This is a genomic window from Synechocystis sp. PCC 6714 (genome assembly GCF_000478825.2).
In the GTDB taxonomy this organism is placed as follows: Bacteria; Cyanobacteriota; Cyanobacteriia; order Cyanobacteriales; family Microcystaceae; genus Synechocystis.
On the sequence record NZ_CP007542.1, the window covers coordinates 106,832 to 128,275 of the forward strand.

Annotated in this window: 19 protein-coding genes and 1 pseudogene; 11 read left to right on the top strand and 9 right to left on the bottom strand. The window is 43.7% G+C overall.

All coding sequences use genetic code 11. The features are described from left to right. Window positions 1–29 precede the first annotated feature (29 nt). The 3 genes from D082_RS00520 (at window position 30) to D082_RS00530 (ending at window position 3,245) form a co-directional block, all read left to right on the top strand. A complete protein-coding gene (locus D082_RS00520) occupies window positions 30–338 on the top strand; it encodes a hypothetical protein (protein WP_028946883.1) in 309 nt (102 codons plus the stop codon). Window positions 339–355: 17 nt separating this feature from the next. Beyond that, window positions 356–1,345 (top strand): ABC transporter ATP-binding protein, encoded by a 990-nt coding sequence (locus D082_RS00525; protein WP_038529814.1) that lies wholly within the window; start codon window positions 356–358, stop codon window positions 1,343–1,345. Window positions 1,346–1,475: 130 nt separating this feature from the next. Continuing rightward, window positions 1,476–3,245, top strand: a complete 1,770-nt coding sequence (locus D082_RS00530; protein ID WP_028946881.1) for a hypothetical protein — start codon at window positions 1,476–1,478, stop codon at window positions 3,243–3,245. 28 nt (window positions 3,246–3,273) lie between these two features. On the opposite strand, the gene D082_RS00535 is transcribed toward D082_RS00530, so the two are convergent. Beyond that, complete coding sequence (locus D082_RS00535) at window positions 3,274–3,840, bottom strand: hypothetical protein (protein ID WP_028946880.1); 567 nt, start codon at window positions 3,838–3,840, stop codon at window positions 3,274–3,276. A 293-nt stretch (window positions 3,841–4,133) separates the two neighbouring features. On the opposite strand from D082_RS00535, the gene dnaG reads away from it, so the two are divergent. Then, entirely contained in the window at window positions 4,134–6,038 is a 1,905-nt protein-coding gene (gene dnaG, locus D082_RS00540) for a DNA primase (RefSeq protein WP_028946879.1), read from the top strand. A gap of 478 nt (window positions 6,039–6,516) precedes the next feature. Here the strand turns inward: dnaG and D082_RS00545 are convergent, their stop codons facing one another. Continuing rightward, complete coding sequence (locus D082_RS00545; RefSeq protein WP_028946878.1) at window positions 6,517–7,434, bottom strand: S1 RNA-binding domain-containing protein; 918 nt, start codon at window positions 7,432–7,434, stop codon at window positions 6,517–6,519. A gap of 150 nt (window positions 7,435–7,584) precedes the next feature. Between D082_RS00545 and D082_RS00550 the strand changes: the two genes are divergently transcribed. Both D082_RS00550 and D082_RS00555 read left to right on the top strand, forming a co-directional pair. Then, the gene (locus D082_RS00550; protein WP_028946877.1) at window positions 7,585–8,655 is read left to right on the top strand and encodes an aromatic ring-hydroxylating dioxygenase subunit alpha; all 1,071 of its coding nucleotides are present in this window, start codon (window positions 7,585–7,587) and stop codon (window positions 8,653–8,655) included. After that, window positions 8,652–9,332, top strand: a complete 681-nt coding sequence (locus D082_RS00555; RefSeq protein WP_028946876.1) for an ATP-binding cassette domain-containing protein — start codon at window positions 8,652–8,654, stop codon at window positions 9,330–9,332. The genes D082_RS00550 and D082_RS00555 overlap by 4 nt, the downstream gene beginning before the upstream one ends. Here the strand turns inward: D082_RS00555 and D082_RS00560 are convergent. Both D082_RS00560 and D082_RS00565 read right to left on the bottom strand, forming a co-directional pair. After that, a complete protein-coding gene (locus tag D082_RS00560) occupies window positions 9,329–11,137 on the bottom strand; it encodes a SpoIIE family protein phosphatase (RefSeq protein WP_038529819.1) in 1,809 nt (602 codons plus the stop codon). The genes D082_RS00555 and D082_RS00560 overlap by 4 nt on opposite strands. Window positions 11,138–11,419: 282 nt before the next feature. After that, window positions 11,420–11,803, bottom strand: a complete 384-nt coding sequence (locus tag D082_RS00565) for a response regulator (protein WP_028946874.1) — start codon at window positions 11,801–11,803, stop codon at window positions 11,420–11,422. Between the two features lie 199 nt (window positions 11,804–12,002). Here D082_RS00565 and D082_RS00570 point away from each other — a divergent pair, with 199 nt between their 5' ends. From D082_RS00570 to D082_RS00585, 3 genes are all read left to right on the top strand, one after another. After that, window positions 12,003–14,027: a hybrid sensor histidine kinase/response regulator gene (locus D082_RS00570; RefSeq protein WP_028946873.1), complete on the top strand. Its 2,025-nt coding sequence runs from the start codon at window positions 12,003–12,005 to the stop codon at window positions 14,025–14,027. Between the two features lie 200 nt (window positions 14,028–14,227). Then, the gene (locus D082_RS00580; RefSeq protein WP_028946871.1) at window positions 14,228–15,625 is read left to right on the top strand and encodes an LCP family protein; all 1,398 of its coding nucleotides are present in this window, start codon (window positions 14,228–14,230) and stop codon (window positions 15,623–15,625) included. A gap of 96 nt (window positions 15,626–15,721) precedes the next feature. Then, window positions 15,722–16,087, top strand: coding sequence for a hypothetical protein (locus D082_RS00585; RefSeq protein WP_028946870.1), 366 nt, complete (start codon window positions 15,722–15,724; stop codon window positions 16,085–16,087). Between the two features lie 595 nt (window positions 16,088–16,682). On the opposite strand, the pseudogene D082_RS18200 reads toward D082_RS00585, so the two are convergent. The 3 genes and pseudogenes from D082_RS18200 to D082_RS00600 all read right to left on the bottom strand — a co-directional run. Further along, window positions 16,683–16,839: pseudogene (locus D082_RS18200) on the bottom strand (IS630 family transposase); the annotation flags it as partial. Between the two features lie 48 nt (window positions 16,840–16,887). Then, on the bottom strand, window positions 16,888–17,268 hold the full coding sequence (locus D082_RS00590; protein ID WP_028946869.1) for a cupin domain-containing protein: 381 nt from the start codon (window positions 17,266–17,268) through the stop codon (window positions 16,888–16,890). A 392-nt stretch (window positions 17,269–17,660) separates the two neighbouring features. Then, entirely contained in the window at window positions 17,661–18,572 is a 912-nt protein-coding gene (locus D082_RS00600) for a LysR family transcriptional regulator (protein WP_028946867.1), read from the bottom strand. Between the two features lie 87 nt (window positions 18,573–18,659). Here D082_RS00600 and D082_RS00605 point away from each other — a divergent pair, with 87 nt between their 5' ends. Continuing rightward, a complete protein-coding gene (locus tag D082_RS00605) occupies window positions 18,660–19,409 on the top strand; it encodes an SDR family oxidoreductase (RefSeq protein ID WP_028946866.1) in 750 nt (249 codons plus the stop codon). A gap of 71 nt (window positions 19,410–19,480) precedes the next feature. On the opposite strand, the gene D082_RS00610 is transcribed toward D082_RS00605, so the two are convergent. Next, window positions 19,481–19,894, bottom strand: coding sequence for a heavy metal-responsive transcriptional regulator (locus tag D082_RS00610; protein ID WP_038529826.1), 414 nt, complete (start codon window positions 19,892–19,894; stop codon window positions 19,481–19,483). A 183-nt stretch (window positions 19,895–20,077) separates the two neighbouring features. Between D082_RS00610 and D082_RS00615 the strand changes: the two genes are divergently transcribed. Further along, a complete protein-coding gene (locus tag D082_RS00615; protein ID WP_028946864.1) occupies window positions 20,078–20,890 on the top strand; it encodes a MauE/DoxX family redox-associated membrane protein in 813 nt (270 codons plus the stop codon). 71 nt (window positions 20,891–20,961) lie between these two features. Here the strand turns inward: D082_RS00615 and D082_RS00620 are convergent, their stop codons facing one another. Further along, window positions 20,962–21,441, bottom strand: coding sequence for a hypothetical protein (locus tag D082_RS00620; protein ID WP_028946863.1), 480 nt, complete (start codon window positions 21,439–21,441; stop codon window positions 20,962–20,964). Window positions 21,442–21,444: the final 3 nt, after the last annotated feature.

Here is a 21,444-nt window from a genome sequence, read left to right on the forward strand (position 1 = left end):
TAGAAACGTTCACCAAAGTTTGACTTGTTGTGGCAATTGCTAACCGAGACTCTCATTCCCGCAATGATAAATCAACCGGGGTTTGTCCTTGGGGGTCTATCTATCAATTTCAGCCCATTCCTATCGTTTCAGTTCAGTCATGGGACAATTTGGTGCGAAAATCTGATTTTGAGGGATGCTTGCAAGTCAAAAGATCGGCACAGCTTCTATCCAACTGCAAATATATTGGATATTTGTTGCTCGAAAAAGAAAATTTAAAACCCCATCCTCCGGGACAGTTAAACGAGGTCAAAATCGAATTAACTGTGAATATTGGCCGAATGGCTAAAATTGATTGAATTTTTCAAGTATCCCCATGGAATTAGCACCGGAAATCAAGGCCGCTGTGGTTACCCAAGGTTTGACTAAACACTTCGATCGCCAGGGGGCGGTGACCAATGTGGATTTAACCATTCCAGAGGGGGCGGTGTACGGGTTGATTGGCCCCAACGGTGCGGGTAAAACCACCCTCATTCGTATGTTAGCTACGGCGGAGGAACCCACTAGGGGAGAAATTTATTTGTTTGGCGATCGCCTGATGGCAGGGTCGGACAACCTGAGAATTAAGCAATATTTGGGTTATTTACCGGACGATTATCCCCTTTACGAAGACCTGAGCGTAGAGGATTATTTGGACTATTTTGCCCGGCTCTATCACCTCAAAAATCCTAGCCGTCGTCGCCGCATTCAGGAAGTGTTGGAGTTGGTGCAACTGACCAGCAAACGCCACAGTCGCATTGACAGCCTTTCCCGGGGCATGAAACAACGGCTGAGTTTAGCCCGCACCATCATCCATGAACCGATTTTACTGCTTCTGGATGAACCGGTTTCTGGGCTCGATCCCCTGGCTCGCCAACAATTCCGGGACATTATTCGGGTACTGCAATCGGCGGGTATGACCATTCTCATTTCTTCCCATGTGCTCAGCGATTTAGCGGAACTCTGCACGGCGATCGGAGTAATGGAACTGGGTTGTTTGGTGGAAAGCACTACCCTGGAAGACTTATACAGCCGCCTGGGACAACGTACCATCACTATTACGTTACTAGGGGGCACAGAACAATTGCAGGATTGCCTCCGCAGTCAACCCGGTGTGGAGGATTGGCAGATAAACTATGACCAGGGAGAGCAGGCAAAGTCTAGCCAAGGCATTCACTGTTCAGTTATTTTTTCCGGTTCCCCCCAAGAGAGTGCTAATCTGCTCAAAAACTTGGTTTATGCTGGTTGTCAAGTGAGCCAATTCCATTGCCAACAGGAGGATTTGGAGAGTATTTTCCTCAAACTAGGACATCAACAGGTTTCTTGACCATTACCATTGCTATCACTGGATTTTAATACTTTTCAATTTTATTACTCTTTTATTACTGTCAACGACTAATTTGCCCATGCTTTAACAGTTAATTTCGACATTGATTCCTCCCCTTTTTTACGCCGCCATGATTAACTTTTTCTCCGCCTATGTCGATCGCCTGGGGGATTGGAATCCCCAACTTTATCGGGAACTTAAAAGCCGTTTTACTGCCCCTAGGGTGCGCTGGTTACTGTTGGCAAGTTTTATTTGCCAGGCAATGGTGTTATTTTTCCGTGGGGGGGAAATTCCGGTACTGGATCCCCTTACTCCCATCGGTCAGCAGTATAATCGCTACTGCTTGGGCACCCCGCCCAATGGGGAATATAGTCGAGCCACTTTTGTTTGTACCCAGGATATGCTGGGGCAGTTGCAGATTAATTGGCGACTTTGGTGGCTGGATGGCTTTACTTTCTTGACCATCGCAGGATTAACTCTGTTGCTAGTGGTGGGTGTTTATTTGCTAGTGGCGGATTTGCAGAAGGAATGTCAACGGGGCACGTTAAATTTTATTCGCCTTAGTCCCCAAGGGGAGGGAAGTTTTATCTGGGGCAAAATGCTGGGGGTTCCTAGTTTACTCTATGGATTTTTGCTTACTCTTTTACCCCTACATGGGATGGCCGCTGGGGGGGCTGGTATTCCCCTGACCCTATTGGCAGGTTACTACGGGGTGGTACTGGCGGGGGCAATTTTCTTTTTTCACATTGCCCTTTGGATTGGTTTGAGTAGTAGTGCCAAAAGTTATTCCTTGTCTAAAAGTGCGGCGATCGCCGGTTTATTTGTGTTGGGTATATTGGTTTTAACTTCATTGACTTTGCAGAATAATAGTTGGGAGCCAGTTTTTCTGTCTTGGTTTACTCTGTTTTACCCTGCTAAAGCATTGATTTACTTGGCCCGTTCCACCTTTTTACCCACCAGCACTGTCGGCTACCTGGGCCCCAATGAGCTAGACCAATTGCGCTGGTATGGCTGGGATTTATTTCGCTCTGCGCCCCTGGGCTTGGGTTTTATGGCGGCTAACTTTGCGGTGGGCACCTATTGGATTCAACAGGTATTGTGCCGTCGTTTCCGTCGTCCCTTCAGCACTGCCTGGAGCAAAGGCCAAAGCCTGGGGGTTACCTTGTCCCTAGTGGTGATCGCCAATGGCTTTTTGTTACAGAACTATGGAGGACGGGACCACTGGGATTTTCTGCTCTTAAACTTGGGTAGCTGGCAGTTGACCCTTTGTTGCTTCTTTTTGGGGTTAACCCTTGCCCTCTGTCCTCAAATTAACTATTTACGGGACTGGAGCCGTTACCGTCACGAGTCTCCCCGGCAATACCGCACCTGGGGTTGGCAAAATCTAGTGGCTGATGATAGTCCTCCCCAAGGGACGATCGCCATTAATCTTGCTTTTACTGCCCTTTTGACTTTACCCATGGTGTTATTGATGCCCTGGGTGGCCCCAGTACCTCCAGGCATTGGTATTCCCCTAGGAAGCATAGTAACGGCTTTGGCCATGGGTCTGCTGTGGAGTTTTACCCTCACGACCCTGATGCAGTGGGGTCTTGTGCGGATGGGTTTCCCCCGCCTATTAGTGTTAATTCTGGCCCTAATGTTAATGGTGGTTCTTCCTTTGGCGATCGCCATCGGTGCTGGGATCAAAGAAAGTACGGTTATGTGGTTCACCCCCATGCCGGCCATTGCCCTGGTGGAAGCGGCCCATTGGCAAACTCCCCTCTTTTTCCTGGCGCTCATCAGTCAAACCCTGGCCATTGGATTGGCAAGCTGGCAATTTAACAGGTACATTGACCGATTAGGGCGATCGGAGAGCCAACAATATCTTGCCCAAGAATCTCTAAAATTGAAGCAAAGTTAAAAGCCCGGACTCACTAACCTAGCCCCTATCAAGGGGCATCCTGCCATTCTGGGCTTAGGGTAATAAAATCGAAAACGTTAGCTCCGGGGTGACAGGTAATGCAGGTGTTGCTAGTTACTTCCTCCGGCATTGGCACCCTGGGATGGAGAGCTCTGAAAAAGCGAGACTTCTCTGCATAAAGAGGCACTGGATTGTTGGGCGGTAAGGGGCGAGAGAAAGTGCTGACATAGTCCCAAATTAATAACTGGGTCAGACGATTGATGTTGGGAATACTAACCCCATAATGGACATCCGGGCGGCGCAGAATTTCCTGCCAAGAATCCAGGGGCAACACCTCTGGCGGCAAAGCAATGTGACAGCCTGTACAAGTTTCAATGTAGGATTCAAAGCCGGGATAATAGCGGGTGGGAATTGGGTCAACGGAACGGGAATTTTCAGGGATAGCCGGAGGCAAGTTTTGGGGAATATTTGCCTGGGCTATCAAACTAGATGTCGGTTGACCATGGGACGCCAACGTCTGGGCCATGACCCCACCGCCACTAAAGGAAAGAAAAATGATTGCTAGCCCCGTCAGAACCACTGGCAAAATTCGCATGGTCGTTTCCAATTACACCAATTCCATCACAGGATAGCTTGTCCGGGGGAATCTCCCAAAGATACCCCAGTTTTGACACTCGTTTAACAGTCCACTATCAGAGCCTGTTTGCAAAGTTTTGGCTTGCCCTCTAAATTTCCCCACTAAGGCGACCACAATACTGGGGGACCTATCTGACTTATTCTATGGTTCTCCCCAACCTTGGGGAGCTAAAACACTGTCTCAATGCCGATGGTTCTATGTAACCTTTGATTGTCTTAGAATCAATGCCCGTGCTTTCTTCTTTTGCTGCCATGGATAACCCCCGCCTCCACCCAGATACCATCCAAGAAATTAAGCAAAAAATAGATATTGTTGAAATCATCGGCGATTATGTGGTGCTCAAGAAAAGAGGGCGGGATTACATTGGTCTGTGTCCTTTCCACGACGAAAAATCCCCCAGCTTTAGTGTGAGTCCAGCCAAGCAAATGTATTACTGTTTTGGCTGCGGGGCCGGGGGCAATGCATTCAACTTTCTGATGGAATTGGGCAAACGCTCTTTTACGGATGTAGCTCTGGATTTAGCCCGCCGGTATCAAGTTCCGATTCAAACCCTGGAGCCGGAGCAAAAACAAGAACTGCAACGACAACTATCTTTGCGGGAACAACTTTACGAAATTATGGCGGTGGCCGCTGGTTTTTATCACCATACTCTTTTTCAACCCCAAGGCCAGGAAGCATTGGATTATTTACACCAAAAACGTCATTTATCGCCAGCGACAATTCAGCAATTTCAGTTGGGTTATGCCCCCGATAGCTGGGAAACCCTTTACCGTTATTTAGTCGAACAAAAACGTTACCCCGTAGCAGCGGTGGAGCAGGCGGGATTAATTAAGGTTAGGCAATCTGGCACTGGATATTATGATCAATTTCGCCACCGTTTAATGATTCCCATTCGGGACGTCCAGGGAAGAGCCATTGCTTTTGGTAGCAGAACCTTGGGCAACGATGAGCCAAAATATCTCAACTCTCCTGAAACACCCCTATTCCATAAAAGCAAAAATTTGTTTGGTTTAGACCAAGCTAAAAGTGCAATTCAGAAAGTCGATGAAGCGATTTTAGTGGAAGGTTATTTTGACGTTATTGCTCTGCACGAAAGCGGTATTAAACAAACTGTGGCGGCCCTGGGCACAGCCCTAAGTCGAGACCAGATACAAAGCCTGATGAGGTTTAGTCAATCTAAGCAAATTATTTTTAATTTTGATGCGGATAAAGCAGGAGTTAATGCTACCCAGAGGGCAATCCAGGAGATTGAACCGTTAGTGTACAGCGGCCAAGTTAATTTGCGTATCTTGAATTTGCCGGCGGGAAAAGATGCGGATGAATTTATCCATAGTAGCCCTGAAAACAGAGAAATTTACCAAACTTTAGTCAAAGAAGCTCCCCTGTGGATAGATTGGCAAATTCAACAATTGACTAAACAAAAAAAACTGAAAAATCCCCTAGACTTTGAACAAGTAGCGAGGGGGATGGTGGCCATTTTAAAGCGCTTAACTGATCAAAATAAACGGGCTTATTATCTACAGTTTTGTGGAGAAATTTTGAGCCAGGGGAACAGCCAATTGATCAGTTTACAAGTTAATAATTTGTTGAGCCAGCTAAAGTATGGTGATGCTTCTGATCAGAGCAAACCGAGAAATTGGCAAGTTAAAGATCCCGCTAGCAGTTTATTGGAAAAAGCAGAGGCTCTCCTGTTAAGAATTTATCTCCACTGTCCCCAAGAACGGGTAACTATTGATCAAATTCTGTTAGAAAATGATCTCCTGTTTAGTTTTGCTCACCACCGTCTACTCTGGCAAAAAATTGACCAGGTGCGGGAGCATTTCAATCTGGCCACTGACCCTGATAACCAATTGCCCCTGTTGGTTCAGCTAGCTTATCTGGAACAGGAGGAAAACTTTACTGGGGTTGAGTCTCTTTTTCAACTGACGGAAACCAGTGCGGAAGAATTATTTCGGGCTAACGTCCGCATCCCAGAGGCGATCGCCATTATGGAAAAGGCTCCTTGGGAAACCTACCAGCAACATTGCTTTAGCAAATTACAGCAATTGGATCCCCGCACCCAGGCGGAAGATTTTCGTTACTACCAACAACAGTGGCAAAGAGCTCGTCAAGAAATCCAACGGCTAGATAGTCAAAGGCTCAATCAACCGGATTAATGGGCCCAAAATCTAGCGAACAAAACCGGTTATTTAAGGGACTGGAGAAATTTTCACAGCACTCCAACATAAGAGATTTTCGCCAAAAAAGAAACCGTAGCTGGGTAAACCTTTATTTTTTGTTACAAAAATCGTGTTCCATGTTACAATTTTTGATATAGAAATCAAGGACTGCGCGAGTTGGGAAACCGCCACTGAGATTTCCTCAAGCAACAACAACATTTGGTGGGGTCAGGGAGTGTTTCTCTGACTCTTTTTGGTTTTTGGACCCCCAGCCCAAGTTTGGAAAATACCAGCGGATTAACCCCTCAAATGTAGTAGTGGGGAGCTTGCCTCCGCAATCTAGGTCATTGTCCAAACTTGAGAAAATTGTTTGAAATTACAGTTGATTTAATTGAAAGTAAGACACTGACCAGGGCTAAAAGCGTCTTTGGGAAAGACTTTAGTCGTCTCAATCTTACTGTGATTGACTATACCCTTAGTTTTTCTCCAACTGCTCCTGTTTATCGCTGAGATTTTGCTTAGACTGCACCAGGGGTAACCGATTGGGGGCATCGGCCATCATTTCATCAAATTTTTCCACCAATTCCCCTGGATAGGTTTCCAAAATACGGGTGGAAAGGGAAATGCGGTTTTTGTACTCATCAATTTCTTGGACATAGACACTAATGGTTTGGCCAAAGGTGAAGAGAGTGTTAAGGTAATCAACCCTGGTGCCGCTCACTTGGCTGACATGGAGTAAACCCGTTACCCCTTCGATTTCCACAAACACTCCATAGGGTTGGATTTTAGCCACTTTGCCCTCGTAGATATTGCCCGCCGCAATTTTGCCCATGGACTCCGCCTGTTGAATACGCCGCTGAGTCAGCACCAATTTATTGTTATCCTGGTTGGCCTCAAGGATGTGGGCTTTTAGCACTTGTCCCACCAAAGCTTCCATGTCATCTTTGTGTATTAGGTGCGATCGGGGAATGAAGCCCCGCAGTCCTTCCACGTCGCCGACTACGCCCCCTTTATTGGTGCCGGTGACCACCATTTCCAGGGTTTTGCCAGTGTCTTCGAGCTCCGCTATGTTTTCCCAGGATTGCTGAATTTGTAATTGACGACGGGAAAGCCGCACCTGACCTTCGTCGTTCTGATCACTGGTGACGAGAAAATCCCAGGCACTTTCGAGGGGGAAGCTTTCTTCAATTTCTGCGTGGGGCCGTAAGCCTAATTCCTGCACAGGGACAAAGCCGGGGGATTTACCGCCGAAATCCACATAAACACCTTCATTGGCATGCTGACAGACCTTGCCGTGGACGGTTTGGCCCTTTTCAGCATGGTAATCGTGTTTATCTAGGGCCTTAGCAAATTCATCGAGGGAAAAGGCCGCACTGTTGGGGGGAGAAGGCATACGAAGACAGATTGAAAAATCAGTTTGAATGCCTTATTCTAGCAGGATTGCTTAGGACTTTTGTGACCGGCTAGTTTCAGCTTTGGGCGCCCCTAGCGAGGATAGGATTAGTTTTTTCCCTTTACCTTTACCACCGTTGTTGGCTTGCCAATGAGCGTTATTTCCCCCCATAGCCAAGCATTATCTCTGCTTCGTACTATCCCGATCAATTTGAACCATTGGTATGTGGTAGCCCAGACCCAGGAATTAGGGCAGAAACCCCTCGGAATTACTTTATGGGAGCAACCGATCGCCATTTATCGGGACCAGGTAGGTAAGGTGCAGGCGGTGGAAGATCGCTGTCCCCATCGTCAGGTGAAACTGAGTGAAGGTCGGGTGTTGGGCAACAACTTGGAGTGTGCTTACCACGGTTGGCAATTTGATGCCCAGGGCTTTTGCGCGAAAATTCCCTATTTTAATGATTCGCAAAAACTTCCCCCCTGCCGTTTGCGTACTTACCCTGTGCAGGAAAAAGATGGTTTTATCTGGCTTTACCCAGGGGATTTGGATTATCTCGCTACCCACAAACCTCAACCCTTGGCTTTACCAGAATGGCATCATTTGAACTACATTGGTAGTTTTGCCCCCTTTGATTGTCCCGGACATTTTTCCTATTTAATTGAAAATTTAATGGATATGTACCATGGACATTTGCATGATAATTACCAGGCTTGGGCTTCCGCTTCCCTAAGGGAAATTGAAGTCAATGGCGATCGGGTGGTGGTGGATTATGATGCCCAAAGCTATTACAAAATTGATAAAATTTGGTCTATTTCCCAGCTATTTTTTCCTGCTCTACGGCGTTTGCATCCAGAAAACTTACGGGTGAGTTATATCTATCCCCATTGGTCTTCCAGATTGGGGGAGGATTTTAGGATTTACTGTTTATTTTGTCCCGTTTCCCCCACTAAAACCAAAGCCTACTTGGTTCATTTTACTTCCTTGGAAGCCTTTCCTAAATTGCATAAATTACCCATTGCTTTCAGAAGTTTTTTAAAAAATTGGTTATCGGGAACAGCCCGGCCTTTACTAGAAGGTTTAATTGCACAAGATGTTCGCATGATTGCCCAGGAGCAGGAAGCTTTTGAGCAAAATTCTGAGCGCCAAAATGTGGAAGTAAATCCCGCCCTAGCTAAGGTACAACAATTAATCCGTCAACAGGGGTTGAATAGTCAGCCATGACGTCTCTCATTAAATTAATCGGAGTCAGCACCACCGATATAACTGGATCCACTGTTTTATTAAATAATATTTCTCTCCACATTGACCATGGGCAAACTATTGGCCTCCAAGGGCGATCGGGGGCAGGAAAAAGCACCCTTTTACGGCTACTCAATCGGCTTCAGGAAGTTAGCGGAGGCAATATTTTCTATGACAAACAAGCCCTTAGTAAATATCCAATTCAGCAACTGCGACAGGAAATCGTGTTGGTTCCCCAAGAGCCAAAATTATTAGGTATGACGGTGGAAGAAAGCTTAGTTTATCCCTTGGAATTACAAAAAGTTGGTAAAACAGAATGTCAACGGCGGCGGATTCGGGCCTGTGACATTTGGGAAATCCCCAGTGATTGGCTAGACCGCAATGAGCTACAGCTTTCCGTCGGCCAACGGCAACTGGTCACCCTGGTGCGGGCAATGATGCTAAGTCCCCGGGTGCTGCTTTTGGATGAACCCACGTCTGCCCTCGATCCGGCCCTAGCTCAAAGGGTTTTAGCTCAGTTGAAATTAATCAATCGAGAAAATGGCACTACCATGGTGATGGTCAACCATACACCGGAATACCTAGAAGATTTTTGCCAACGTATTTTTACCCTTTGCGAAGGAGAATTGACACGGGAAATTACCCTAGAAAAAAATTAGTTTGCTTGGAACTTGACTGCTAATAAAGTGATGTCATCAAACTGCTCCGCTTCCCCCATATGTTCTGCGAGGGAAGTTTTTAGATCACCCATGAGTTGCTCAACTGAGTTGAAATTATTGCCCAAAGCTTCTAATAATTTTTCTTTGCCGAAAAATTTACCTGTGGGGGACTTGGCCTCCGTTACTCCATCGGTATAGGAGAGGAGTAAATCCCCTGGTTGTAAAATAATTTCTCCCACTTTAAAATCCAAATCCGGCAGCATTCCCACCGCTGGCCCTGTAGAGGTTAGCTTGCTTTTTAGTTGGTGGTTGCTATCAACAATAAAAACCGGCTCATGGCCACCATTAATGTAGGATAATTTTCCCGTACTAGGTTCTAAAATGCCAAAGAAAATTGTGGCAAACATACTTGCTTCGCCGTGGTTGATGGCCACATAGTTATTAATTAATTTAATGGACTCCAATGGTTCAAAATTAATCCCATTGACGAGGTCATCCAATTCAATTTCTGAATCTTGGCGATCGCCGGGTAAATTAAGGGAAGGATTAATCAGTCCATCTAATGCTGCTTGGCCAGAAAAGATACGAATTAAACTACGAAATAGTCCCATAAATAATGCCGCCCCCACCCCCTTATCACAAACATCGGCCACCACTAGCCCGAGGCGATCGCCGGGAAGTTCAAAGAGGTCATAAAAATCCCCAGCTAATTGTCGAGCGGGGCTAAAATAGGCAGAAAATTCCCAACCAGCCCTGGTTAGTAAACGGGCAGGCAAAAAGTTCTTTTGCATTTGTCTCCCCTTTTCCAACTCTTTAGCCATCATTTCTGAAAGAGCTTCCACCTGCTGGGTATATAACTTTTCTTGGTCCCGTAAACGCTTTTTTTCTAAAGAAGAACCGATGCGAGCTTTGAGCAGGACTGGATCGAAGGGTTTGGGCAAAAAGTCCTCCGCTCCGATTTCAATGCAACGAATAATACTCTCAAATTCATCCAGAGCTGAAACAATAATTACTGGAATGTGCTGAAATTCTGAACTAGTTTTTAAATATTCTAGAAACTGGTCTCCATTAGTTTCCGGCATGAGGAGATCTAATAAAATCAGATCATAGCTTTGATTTTTAAGCAGAACCAGGGCATCTTTAGCACTTAAGCTAGTGGTAACAGTATGACCTTTTCGGGTTAAATGCTGAAAGAACAAATCCAAGTTACTGGGATTATCGTCTACCACTAAAATATTGCCGGTTAACAATTCTCTTCGGTCGATGCGATTAGTCCGAATATTACTAAGAATAATTTCAGTCTGATCGGAAGAAGATTCCGGTGATGTATCCACGGATGGATCGGATTGTAAATTAAGATTCAAAGAATCTAAGAAATTAGTAAAAATTGATTCAATATTATTTACTAATCCCTGCAATCGCAGACCGGCTAGTCTGATTTTCTTAATATCCTCAATGATTTCAACCCTATCCGTACATTCTTTTGCCACAAGCAAGTCATCGCAGGCAATAATAATCTTAGTAATGGAAGGGTTAGTGGTGTGGGTAATAGCAGAAAAAAGCTTCTGAAAATCAGAGGCATCTTCTCCGTCGGAATATTTGACAAATAAATTAATAGTTTCTAATAACTTTTTGGCCTCCACCAACAGGATATCCACTTTTGTCAGCAGGGGAGAATCCTCTGCATCTAATTCTTCCTGGACCATTTCCCCGTAGCCTACGATGGCATTAATGGGAGTTCTCAGCTCATGGCGAATAAAAGCAGTGGCGTTTTCTATATCAACTGATTTGACTGAATTATTCATTGATGAATTATTAATGGTTGAATACTTTGCTAGTCGAATTTGTTGAAATTTTAAAAAAATAATCTGACGGTCAATTTTTACTGATTGTCACATCAAAATATCATTAGCTTAAACTAGATTTAAGGCATATTTAAACTATATTAAAGTAAAGTTTTGATGGCTATTAACTGTTTTTATTGTCTATTTTTTCAGCTTTTTTCTCCAGAAACGACATAACCTTTTTCTAAAAATCTTTAAAAAAGTGTGCCCCAGCAGTGGGATTAACAACCTAAGAAACTATCATCAGTTTTGGGATGAACCAGTCTGGTTGACCAATGCCTCAATTTTTTCCAATAGACGTTTAATCTCGATTGGCTTGGTATCATAATCGTCGCAACCCGCGGCGATCGCCTTTTCCCGATCACTGGCCATGGCATGGGCGGTCAAAGCAATAATAGGAATGTTAGCCCCCAGGGGATTGCTTTTAATCTCCTTAGTGGCAGTCCAGCCATCCATAACTGGCAAGCTCATATCCATGAGGATTAATTGGGGGCATTCTGAGATGGCCATTGCCACCGCTTCTTGGCCGTCCACCGCAATGGTTACCTCATACCCTTTGCGGATCAAGCGACGCGACAACATGTCACGGTTCATTTCGTTATCTTCAACTAGGAGAATCTTAGTCATCTATCTGGCGTCGGACAATTGTTAGAATTATAACAATATTACAGCATTGTTTTTATTCCCCACTAAACCGAATCTTTGCCTAAATGTGTATCTGCATCGAGAAAAATCCCTGGTTAATTTAACCGATGGAGGATAGTTAGACACCATTCTTACAAAATCTTCAATAGTAGTTAGTTATTGCAAATTAGTAAATTTAACTATGATTTCAATTGTAAAATCAGTACGAAAAAGTCTACTGCTAAAAATTGTCCTCTCCTACTTCTGTCTTTCTAGTATGGTAGTGGCATCAATTTTTTTAGTTGCAAATTATAGAGCTTCTAAGGGGATAGAAGGTCAAACATTTAATCGGTTAACCATTTCTAATAATCTCAAAGAATATCAACTAGAGCAATGGATGGAAAGTCAGAAAGACATACTTTTTTTGCTGAGTGATATCAACAGTATTCAAAGGGGAGCTGAAATGTTAAAAAAATTATCTCCCAGTGATATTGGATATAAAAATGAGCAGAGAGTATTAATTGATGAATTGCAAGAAATTGATCTTTTTCTTCCCCATATTGAAACCATCAATATTCTCAATACTGGTGGCATTGTAGTGGCTTCCACTAATCCGGAAGAAATTGGTATCTATAAGGGTATTGGCAATCAAACCACTTATTTTGCAGATGTTAAATCAGACTTAAAAATAGTGCCAAATTTTTATTTTTCTAAGATTTATAATCGGCCAAGTATGACGTTCGCCACCAGCATCAGACATGATACTACCAATGAAAGACTTGGTTATTTAAGCATAGATATTAACTTGAATGCCATTGACAACTTAATCCGCAAGCGTACGGGATTGGGCAATACAGGGGAAACATTTTTAGTGGGAAAAATAGATAGTAAAGTTTCGTTCATTTCAGCAGATGGAAATAAAAATGATTCCAACAAGAATTCTAAGGTTAATTTTAATACCTTGGGAATAAATTCAGTGATGGCTGGCAATAGTGGCCAAGGCAGCTATATTAATTATGCTGGCACACCGGTGCTGGGGGTTTATCAATGGATAGAAAAATATAATTTAGCCCTAATTACTGAAATTGGTAAAGATGAAGCCCTAGAATCTGCTCGGAGATTTACCCATATGTTAGTTTTGGTGGGGCTGTTGAGCACAGCTCTGCTTTTAATTGCAGTTTATTTATTATCCATCAAAATAACTAAGCCAATTTTGCTTATTACCCAGGCAGCCATCGATATATCTTCCGGCGATCGGGATACAAGGGCTCCAGTGTTGGGGGAAGATGAATTAGGGATTCTAGCCAAATCATTTAATATGATGACCACTGAGTTACGGGAATCCTATTCTAGTTTACAGAAAAAAAACCAAGAATTGGAGTTAACCCAAAAACAATTGGCAGAGGCTAATTCTTGTCTGGAAGAAAAAGTACAGCAGAGAACCGAAGAGTTGGAAAATACAATTAAGGCTTTGGAGTTGGCCCGGTCGGAAGCTGAAACCGCCAATGCGACCAAGAGTATATTCCTTGCCAATATGAGCCATGAACTAAGGACTCCCTTAAATGCGATTATTGGCTACAGTGAAATGTTGATTGAAGAATCGGAAGATTTAGAGTCGGAAGAATTTGTCCCAGATCTAGATAAAATTTTGCGTTCTGGCAAAGCCTTGTTGGCATTAATTAATGACTTATTAGATCTTTCCAAAATTGAAGCAGGCAAAATGGAGCTTTACTTGGAAACTTTTAATATTAATGAGTTGATTACAGGAATTTTAGATACCATCGATCCCTTAATTAAAAATAACCATAATCAATTACAGGTGGAAATTTCCTTGAAATCGGAGCAGATGCATGCAGATTTGACAAAGGTGAGACAGGGGATACTCAATCTACTCAGTAATGCTAGTAAATTCACTAAGCAAGGGACTATTAGTTTGCTGGTTAAAGAGTTTGAAGTGGAGCAAAAACCCTGGCTTTCTTTTCAAGTTAAAGATACAGGCATTGGTATGACTGAAGAACAAATGGCGAAATTATTTCAACCATTTACCCAGGCCGATTCCTCCACTACCCGCAAATATGGTGGTACTGGCTTAGGTTTGGCTATCACCCGGAAATTTTGCCAGATGATGGGGGGAGATATTCTCCTGACCAGTGAAATTGGTATGGGTTCTACTTTTACCATTAAGTTACCCAAATATGTTGAAGTGAGTTCTGCGGAAATAACTTAATATTGTTTAGCATTTTGATTAGTTTGTTTACTTATTAATGGCTGTAGTGGTAAGCAAAGAAAATTTCTCTTGCCAATATCACTGCCAATTTGCTAGTATCCAAGCCAATTACCTTATTTACCTTGGGATCCACGAAAGAGCACCAAAGGACATTCCACAAGCTGGAGAAAAATATCAATGGTTAGTTTGGGGTCAGGATGGTGACGGCAAAAAATTCTAAAAATAAGGGGATGGGCGGCCATGGCGGCAGAAAATCCCCCCGCAAAAAGAAGTTCCAAGGTGGGAAATGGCTATTAACTGGCTTTGCATTGACGGCGATCGCCGCAGTATCGGCGGGGGCAGGGTCTTTGTTAGCCATGTATTCAACCCCGTTGGGACAAAATAAGCTTACTCCAGAACAGGCGGCGGTATTTGGTCAAGAAAAGGCCATTTCCTACAAAAATCTCAATATTCCCCAACTGAGTCGGCCCATTAACGTGCTGGTGTTGGGCACGAAGGTGTTAACTTCCGAAGAGCCGGATCCCAGTCAACCGAACCCCGGCTACCATGCCCTGGTCAATTCGGTGGAAGGTCTCACCGACACGATGGTATTAATCCGCCTTGATCCCAGAGAAAAATCCCTCGTGGTGCTATCTATCCCCCGGGATACGAGGGTGGAGATTCCCGGTTACAGTGGCGCAAGAAAAATTAATCAGGCCAATGCCTTGGGGGGGCCGGCGTTGGCAGCTATGACGGTGACGGATTTGCTGGGGAATGTTCCCATTGACCGTTATATGCGCGTTAACGTGCAGGGGGTGGAAAAGTTAATTGATGCCCTGGGAGGAGTGGATGTCTATGTACCCCGGGACATGAAATATCAGGATGACAGCCAACGTTTATACATTAACCTCAAGGAAGGACAACAGCGTTTAGATGGAGAAAAAGCCCTGCAAATGTTGCGGTTCCGCCAGGATGCCCTGGGAGATATTGGTCGTATTCAACGACAACAATTGGTTATGCGGGCGGTGGTGGAGCAAGCTCTCAAACCCCAAACCATTCTTAGAATTCCTGACATTGTCAAAATTCTCCAGTCCAACATCGACACTAACCTCAATATGGAAGAGCTAGTGGCGATCGCCGGATTTTCGGCCCAAATACCGAGGGAAGACGTCAAAATGATGATGTTACCGGGAGATTTCAATGGCACCGGCCGCACCAGCATCAGTTACTGGTTGCCCCACCAACGCAAAATTCAGGAAATGACGGAGGAATATTTCGGGGCGATCGCCCGTAACTCCTGGTTATGGGACATGGAAATGGAAGAAGAAGAAGCCAGCCTGGACCCCTATGCCCTCCGCATTGCCATCCAAGACAGTACCGATCGCCCCCAGGCGGTGAAGGCCTTGGTTGAAGATTTGCAAACCGCCGGTTACAGTCGCATTAACGTAGTGAACGCCCTTTCCCAACCCTTACAAACCACCAGGGTCATTGCCCAGCAAGGCGATCGTTCCGGGGCTCGGCAGGTGCGGAATAGTATTGGTTTAGGGGAAGTTTTAGTCGACAGCAATGGCTATTTAATCTCCGACGTTACCATCCAAATTGGAGCCGATTGGCAATAGAAAATTCCCGCCCCCCATTTTTGTTAAAATTTCAGTCACAATCAGTTTGTGCAAAATTCACCATAAAATTCCCATCAATTAGGAGAACCCCATTAAATGTTAAAAAAACTGTTTGGTGCTAAAAAAGAATTTTACGTTCAGTTAGACGAAACCCAAGCCCCGGCAAAGGTGGAGGAAGTCGATGTGGCGGAGGTGCAAGCAGAAGTAGCCCCGGTGGAAACCTCTGCTCCTGCCCCTACCAAGAAAACTTCCATTAAGAAAAAATCCGTCAAAAAAGCTGAAACCCCATTGGAAAGCCCTGCTCCTGTAGCTGTGGCTCCTGCGCCCAAAGCCAAAGTTGATCCCAGCCAAGTGGCCTTCGCCAGTGGCGACCCCATTCCCCAAAACGTAGCCCGCCGCACCCCAGGCCCCAGTTTGAATCGTTTCAAAGAAATGGCCCGTCAAGTTAAGGTTAAACGCTAACAATCCTACTGATTTTCCTTGGGTATAGCCATTTTTAGCAATGGCATCCCTCTCCACTGCCTGTAACGTTAATCATAGGCAGTTTTTTTGTGTGCGTTGGTGATTGGTAATTACATATGGCAAAGACCATATATAGTCATTTCAAATAATTTCGAGACTGCTTAAGTCTTTATTGACAAGCTTTTCGGTGAATTTGACTGCCTCAGTCTTACTAGAAATGACTATATATTAGAACATGATATAGAAGTGAGGAAAAAGTTATGCCAGCTCCCTACAGTAAAGATCCCAGGGAAAAAGCGGTGAGTGCGGTAGAGAAAGGAGAGAAGAAAAGCCATGGGTGTCGGACGCTAAATATTGGTCGTAACACAACTGTAATGCCAAAGTAGTATGTAACTGGATAGAGAAAATGTTATTGCCAGGGTTAATACCAGGTCAGATATTAATCATCCATATTCACCGGACTTGAACAAAATTGAGAAATTCTGGGCAAGACTAAAACGGTATATTTATCAGTTGATTAGCAATGGAGAATCGCTTATTTCTGCATTGAATATAGCATTGAGGGAGCCGTCCTAACTTACTCACCCTCTACTATACGACGAATAGCTGCATTATCCATGATTAATACTGATTTGATTTTTAGCTCTGGCAGTAAATAGTACTTTGGTTATCTCTCAAATCTCTCTGCATTTAGGCTTCCGCTAAATAGCATTGGAGCAATTAAATCTTTTGTTTTTTCTTCTTCCTGAAACTTTAATTAATTAAATTAACTATATGTGCAGAGGAAGATACAGTTTTTGCTAGGTATTTTGTGAATTGCCTATTTTATTTGGGAAAGACACTTCAAGGACTATACATCCGTACTCTGTTTTAAAAGGACCATGAATTTCGCCAGGTGGTCTGCTTGCATAATGGCCTGTTTCTAACCACATTTCAAAAGCATAGTCATATAGGCGACCGCTCACTATAAATATCTCTTCAGGATATTCATGACTTTTGCTTCCAAAGGGTGTTGTGTCAGCTTTTGGAAAAAAGCGGGTTAAGCGGGTATATTCGCCTGATTCAGAATCAATACTAAGTGTCAGTTCTTCGGCCATTCCTTCAAGACCTTCAATTGAATGCCACTTGTCTTGATTGTTCGAATTTAATGGGTTCCAGTAAGTGACAGTTGATTTAGCCATTTTTGTAAATCTCTTATTGTCTAACTAGTAGATATACTGCAAATTCATAGTGTGATACCAAGTCTAAATTTTACATTTTGGTGTGACAATCTTGCAGAGATTATCTTTGGCGATCGCCTGTAAACCCCTAGTAATTTTTGCTTTATTATCTGTTTGTCCAAAGCATATTAGTATTAAATATAGACTCCACGGAAAGCCTGGCTTTAGCCCGGGGAGACTTTCCTACCCTAGCAAAAATTTTTGCTATAATCCGTTGGATAAATTACCCTTTGCCATTGGATAAAATCCTGTTTTTGCTGGACAAATGCCGTAAATGTCTAGTGATTTTTCTAACGCTCTTATTGTACAAATCGGACAATTGTTCCTTTGTTTTTGGATAGCACTGAATTGGACTATCGAGAAATCGCTTTGATTAAGTCGCGTAACCAACGATTGGCTTCATCTCGGTCATTCAAGGTACTCCACAGCATAGAAACCATCCAGGGTTTTGTTTTAACTGGCAGTTCAAAAACTGTCAAATTGCAGATAGTTGCTAAATGTAGGGCAATGCGTCGGGGAATTGCCGCAACTAAATCACTGGAGGCGATCGCAAAAGGTAAAACCATCATATGGGGGGTAGTGAATGCCACTCGACGCTCTAAGTTTTGCTCATTCAACACCTTGTCTATGGCACCTGTTGTATCTCGACGTAGTGTGGTGAGAGCGTGGGGAAGCTGAGCAAAGTCTTTTATACTTATCTTTCCGTGCTGGACAGCCGGATGTCCCCGACGGGCAATTCCCACAAATTGTTCTTCAAAGATAGGTTCCCATTGCGTTTGTCGGGGTGGATTAGGAAAAACCCCCAATGCCACATCAATTTCTCCTTGTTCGAGCAAATCCCCAACCCTGTCTTTCTCAAACTCAATCATTTGAATGTTGATGGCGGGAGCGTTTTGCAAACTAAACCCCAGTAATGGGGGCATTACGACAAAGCTTGTGTAGTCTGAACTACCGATTGTAAAGGTGCGGTTACTGACCGATGGTTCAAAAGTTTGGTTGACGGTAACGGCTTGGCGGATCTGTTGTAATGCGGCCAGAACACCTGGGGCGATCGCCTGGGCCTTGAGCGTCGGTTGCATCTGTCGTCCTAACCGGACAAACAATTCATCTTCAAAGAGAATCCGTAAACGTTTGAGGGCTGAACTCATGGCAGGCTGACCCATCTGCAGTTGCTGGGCCGCCTTTGTCACACTGCGTTGTTCTAACAGGGCTTCAAAAGCAACCAACAGGTTTAAATCGATCGCCGCCAAATTTATCGATTTCATTGATAGTAAGTATCTGAAATATTTTCTTTCTCAATATCTTAGGGATTGTTAATCTAGGGGGACAGCTAGTTAACTCAGAAAAACCCTATGAGCTTGACCCAGAAAATTGCCGTAATCACAGGTAGCCACAAAGGATTGGGGTATGCGATCGCCCGTCAATTGGCACGGCAAGGAACCATTCGAGTGGTGCTGACCAGTCGTAGTGAGCAGGATGGTCTTGGGGCTCAACAGCGGCTATCCCAGGAAAACCTCCAAGTAGATTTTCATCCTTTAGATGTTACCAGCGATGCCAGTGTGCAACGATTTACAGCCTGGGTACAGCAGACCTACGGCAGAGTCGATATTCTGGTCAATAATGCGGGGGTCAATCCCACCATGCACACCGAAGAATCTAGCCTGCTCACGGCTCAAATAGAAACGATGCTGGCAACTTTGACCACCAATGTTTTAGCTGTAGCTCGCATCACTCAGGCGCTCATGCCCTTGATGAAAGCGCAAAACTATGGGCGGATTGTTAACGTGTCGACTGAAATGGCTTCCCTGACTTCAATGGGTAGCGATTACTATCCCTTAGCTCCGTCCTATCGCTTGTCTAAAGTTGGATTAAATGGACTGACGGCACTCTGGGCAAAGGAACTTCAGGGCACCAATATTTTGATCAATGCCTACTCTCCGGGTTGGATGCAAACGGATATGGGGGGCTCTAATGCACCGTTCACTGCCGATGAGGGCGCCGAAACCGCTGTCTACCTGGCAACATTGCCAGAGGGGGGGGCACAGGGCAAGTTTTTTGCAGAAATGCGGAAGTTTGGGGGGGCAGTGGCACTCGCCTGGTAATTCAACGAATCCCAACAACTAATAACTAATCAACTTTATCCACACCCAAAGGGCGATCGCCAAAAATTTGACTATCTTTCAACGGATGCAATGAGGGGACAAAGGGCATCTATTTTATTATCTTCAGATATAGCTGACCATTGTTCAGAGTATCTTTCTAACTCTGATTTGAATGTCATCATATCCTTAATTTTAAGATTAAGTTCTTTTATTTTATGAGCTAATAATGTTTTTACCAAATCGCAGGGCGGTTCCCCATGATCTGTAACCTCTAAGATCTGCCTAATTTCTTCTAAGGAGAAACCTAAAGATTGAGCTTTCTTAATAAATCCAACTTGCTGAATAGTATTGTTGTCATAGTAACGATAGCGGTTATCTCCCCGTTCTTCAGGAAAGATTAGCTGGAGTGTTTCGTAATATCTTAGAGTACCTACGGAAACCCCAGTCTGTTTGGCTATATCACCAATTTTTAAGAGACTGACCATAATTTTAACTCTCCTTAAAATCCACTGATTTATCCACTATAAACTCTCTAGTTAGCTAGAGGGTCAAGTCTTTTGACCAGGAAAAAATTTGAAAAATAATGCTCGTAATGCTTGACTCTACAGTCAACTAGAGGCTCTAGAGTGAGCTTATTAACCTGCAATATGTTTTTTGAGGTGATCCCAATGACAATTACCCATGAGCACCTGACTGACACCACAGTTCTGAAACTGTATCGCATGTCTACTCCAGATCATAACTGTCCTTGGGGACTAAAAGCCATCAATTTGTTACAGGAGCAAGGCATTCCTTTCGAGGATATTAAATTAACATCTCAGGATGAAGTTGCTTCGTTTAAGATGAAATATCAGGTAGCAACCACTCCTCAAATCTTTCGAGGAGAGACGATGATCGGCGGTTATACTGACCTGGCTAAAATGTTGGCAGTTGAGCCAGAAAAAGCGGATTACTCCTATACCCCAGTAATTGCTTTATTTTCCACTGCTGGATTGATTACATTGTCAACATCCCTAGGATTAACTGGGTTAATGGGTATTTCTCTATCAATGCTTGCTTCGCTCAAGTTAATGGATATTGAGTCCTTTGCTAATAGCTTTGAAAAATATGACTTAATCACCAAAAAATGCAAAGCTTATGGTAGAGTCTATCCTTTTATTGAATTAATTCTAGGTTTGGGTTATTTGTCGGGAATAGCACCATTGGCCACTGGCATTGTTTCTTTTTTAGTTGGCATTAGTGGCACAGCGTCCGTTTTTAAGGCTGTTTACATTGATAAACTTTCTCTGAATTGCGCCTGTATTGGAGGAAATTCAAAAGCTCCCTTAGGAATTATTAGTTTTTCCGAGAATGCAATTATGGCTCTGATGGGAGTTAGTTTGCTATTCTCTTCTTTTGGTAAACCATCATTAAATACTGGAGAGATTAATGATTCACTAATGTCCTATAGGATAGAAGCAGTGACATTAAAAGCCAATTAGTTTTTGTTAATTGGATAATTTCAGAATTTTATGGGCTATGGGCAGTGATTAATTCATTGTCTATAGCTTTTTTAATATTTAAAATTAAACCTACCGTTAACTTTTTCACCGTTGATGTCACTTAAAATTGCAAGTTTATAATCCCCGGCTACTTGAGTAGAAAGAATAGCGGTATAATGCTTGTCTTGATCGCTATATTTAAAGTCAATTTCTTGTTGAGTGCCATCGGGTAACTGAATTTTACCGGTCACAGTGGCATCGGGAAGAGGATTATGTTCAACTCCCTTTTGCAGGTAAAAATCTAGATGGAAACCACCAGCTTCTTTAACGGCAAGTAGTTCCAAATGGTAATCGCCTATTTCAATTACTTGTCCACCTTTACCCCCATGGGATTCGGTTTTATTTTCCTCAACATTTTCTGTGGGGGCAATGCTAGGAGTTGGGGTTGGAGTAACGTAATTATCTGTTGAGGGGGTTTGATTGCCACAGGCATTGAGGATTAGGACGGTGGCTAAAATGGTGATGGGTTGGGCTAGGATTCGGTATTTCATAAA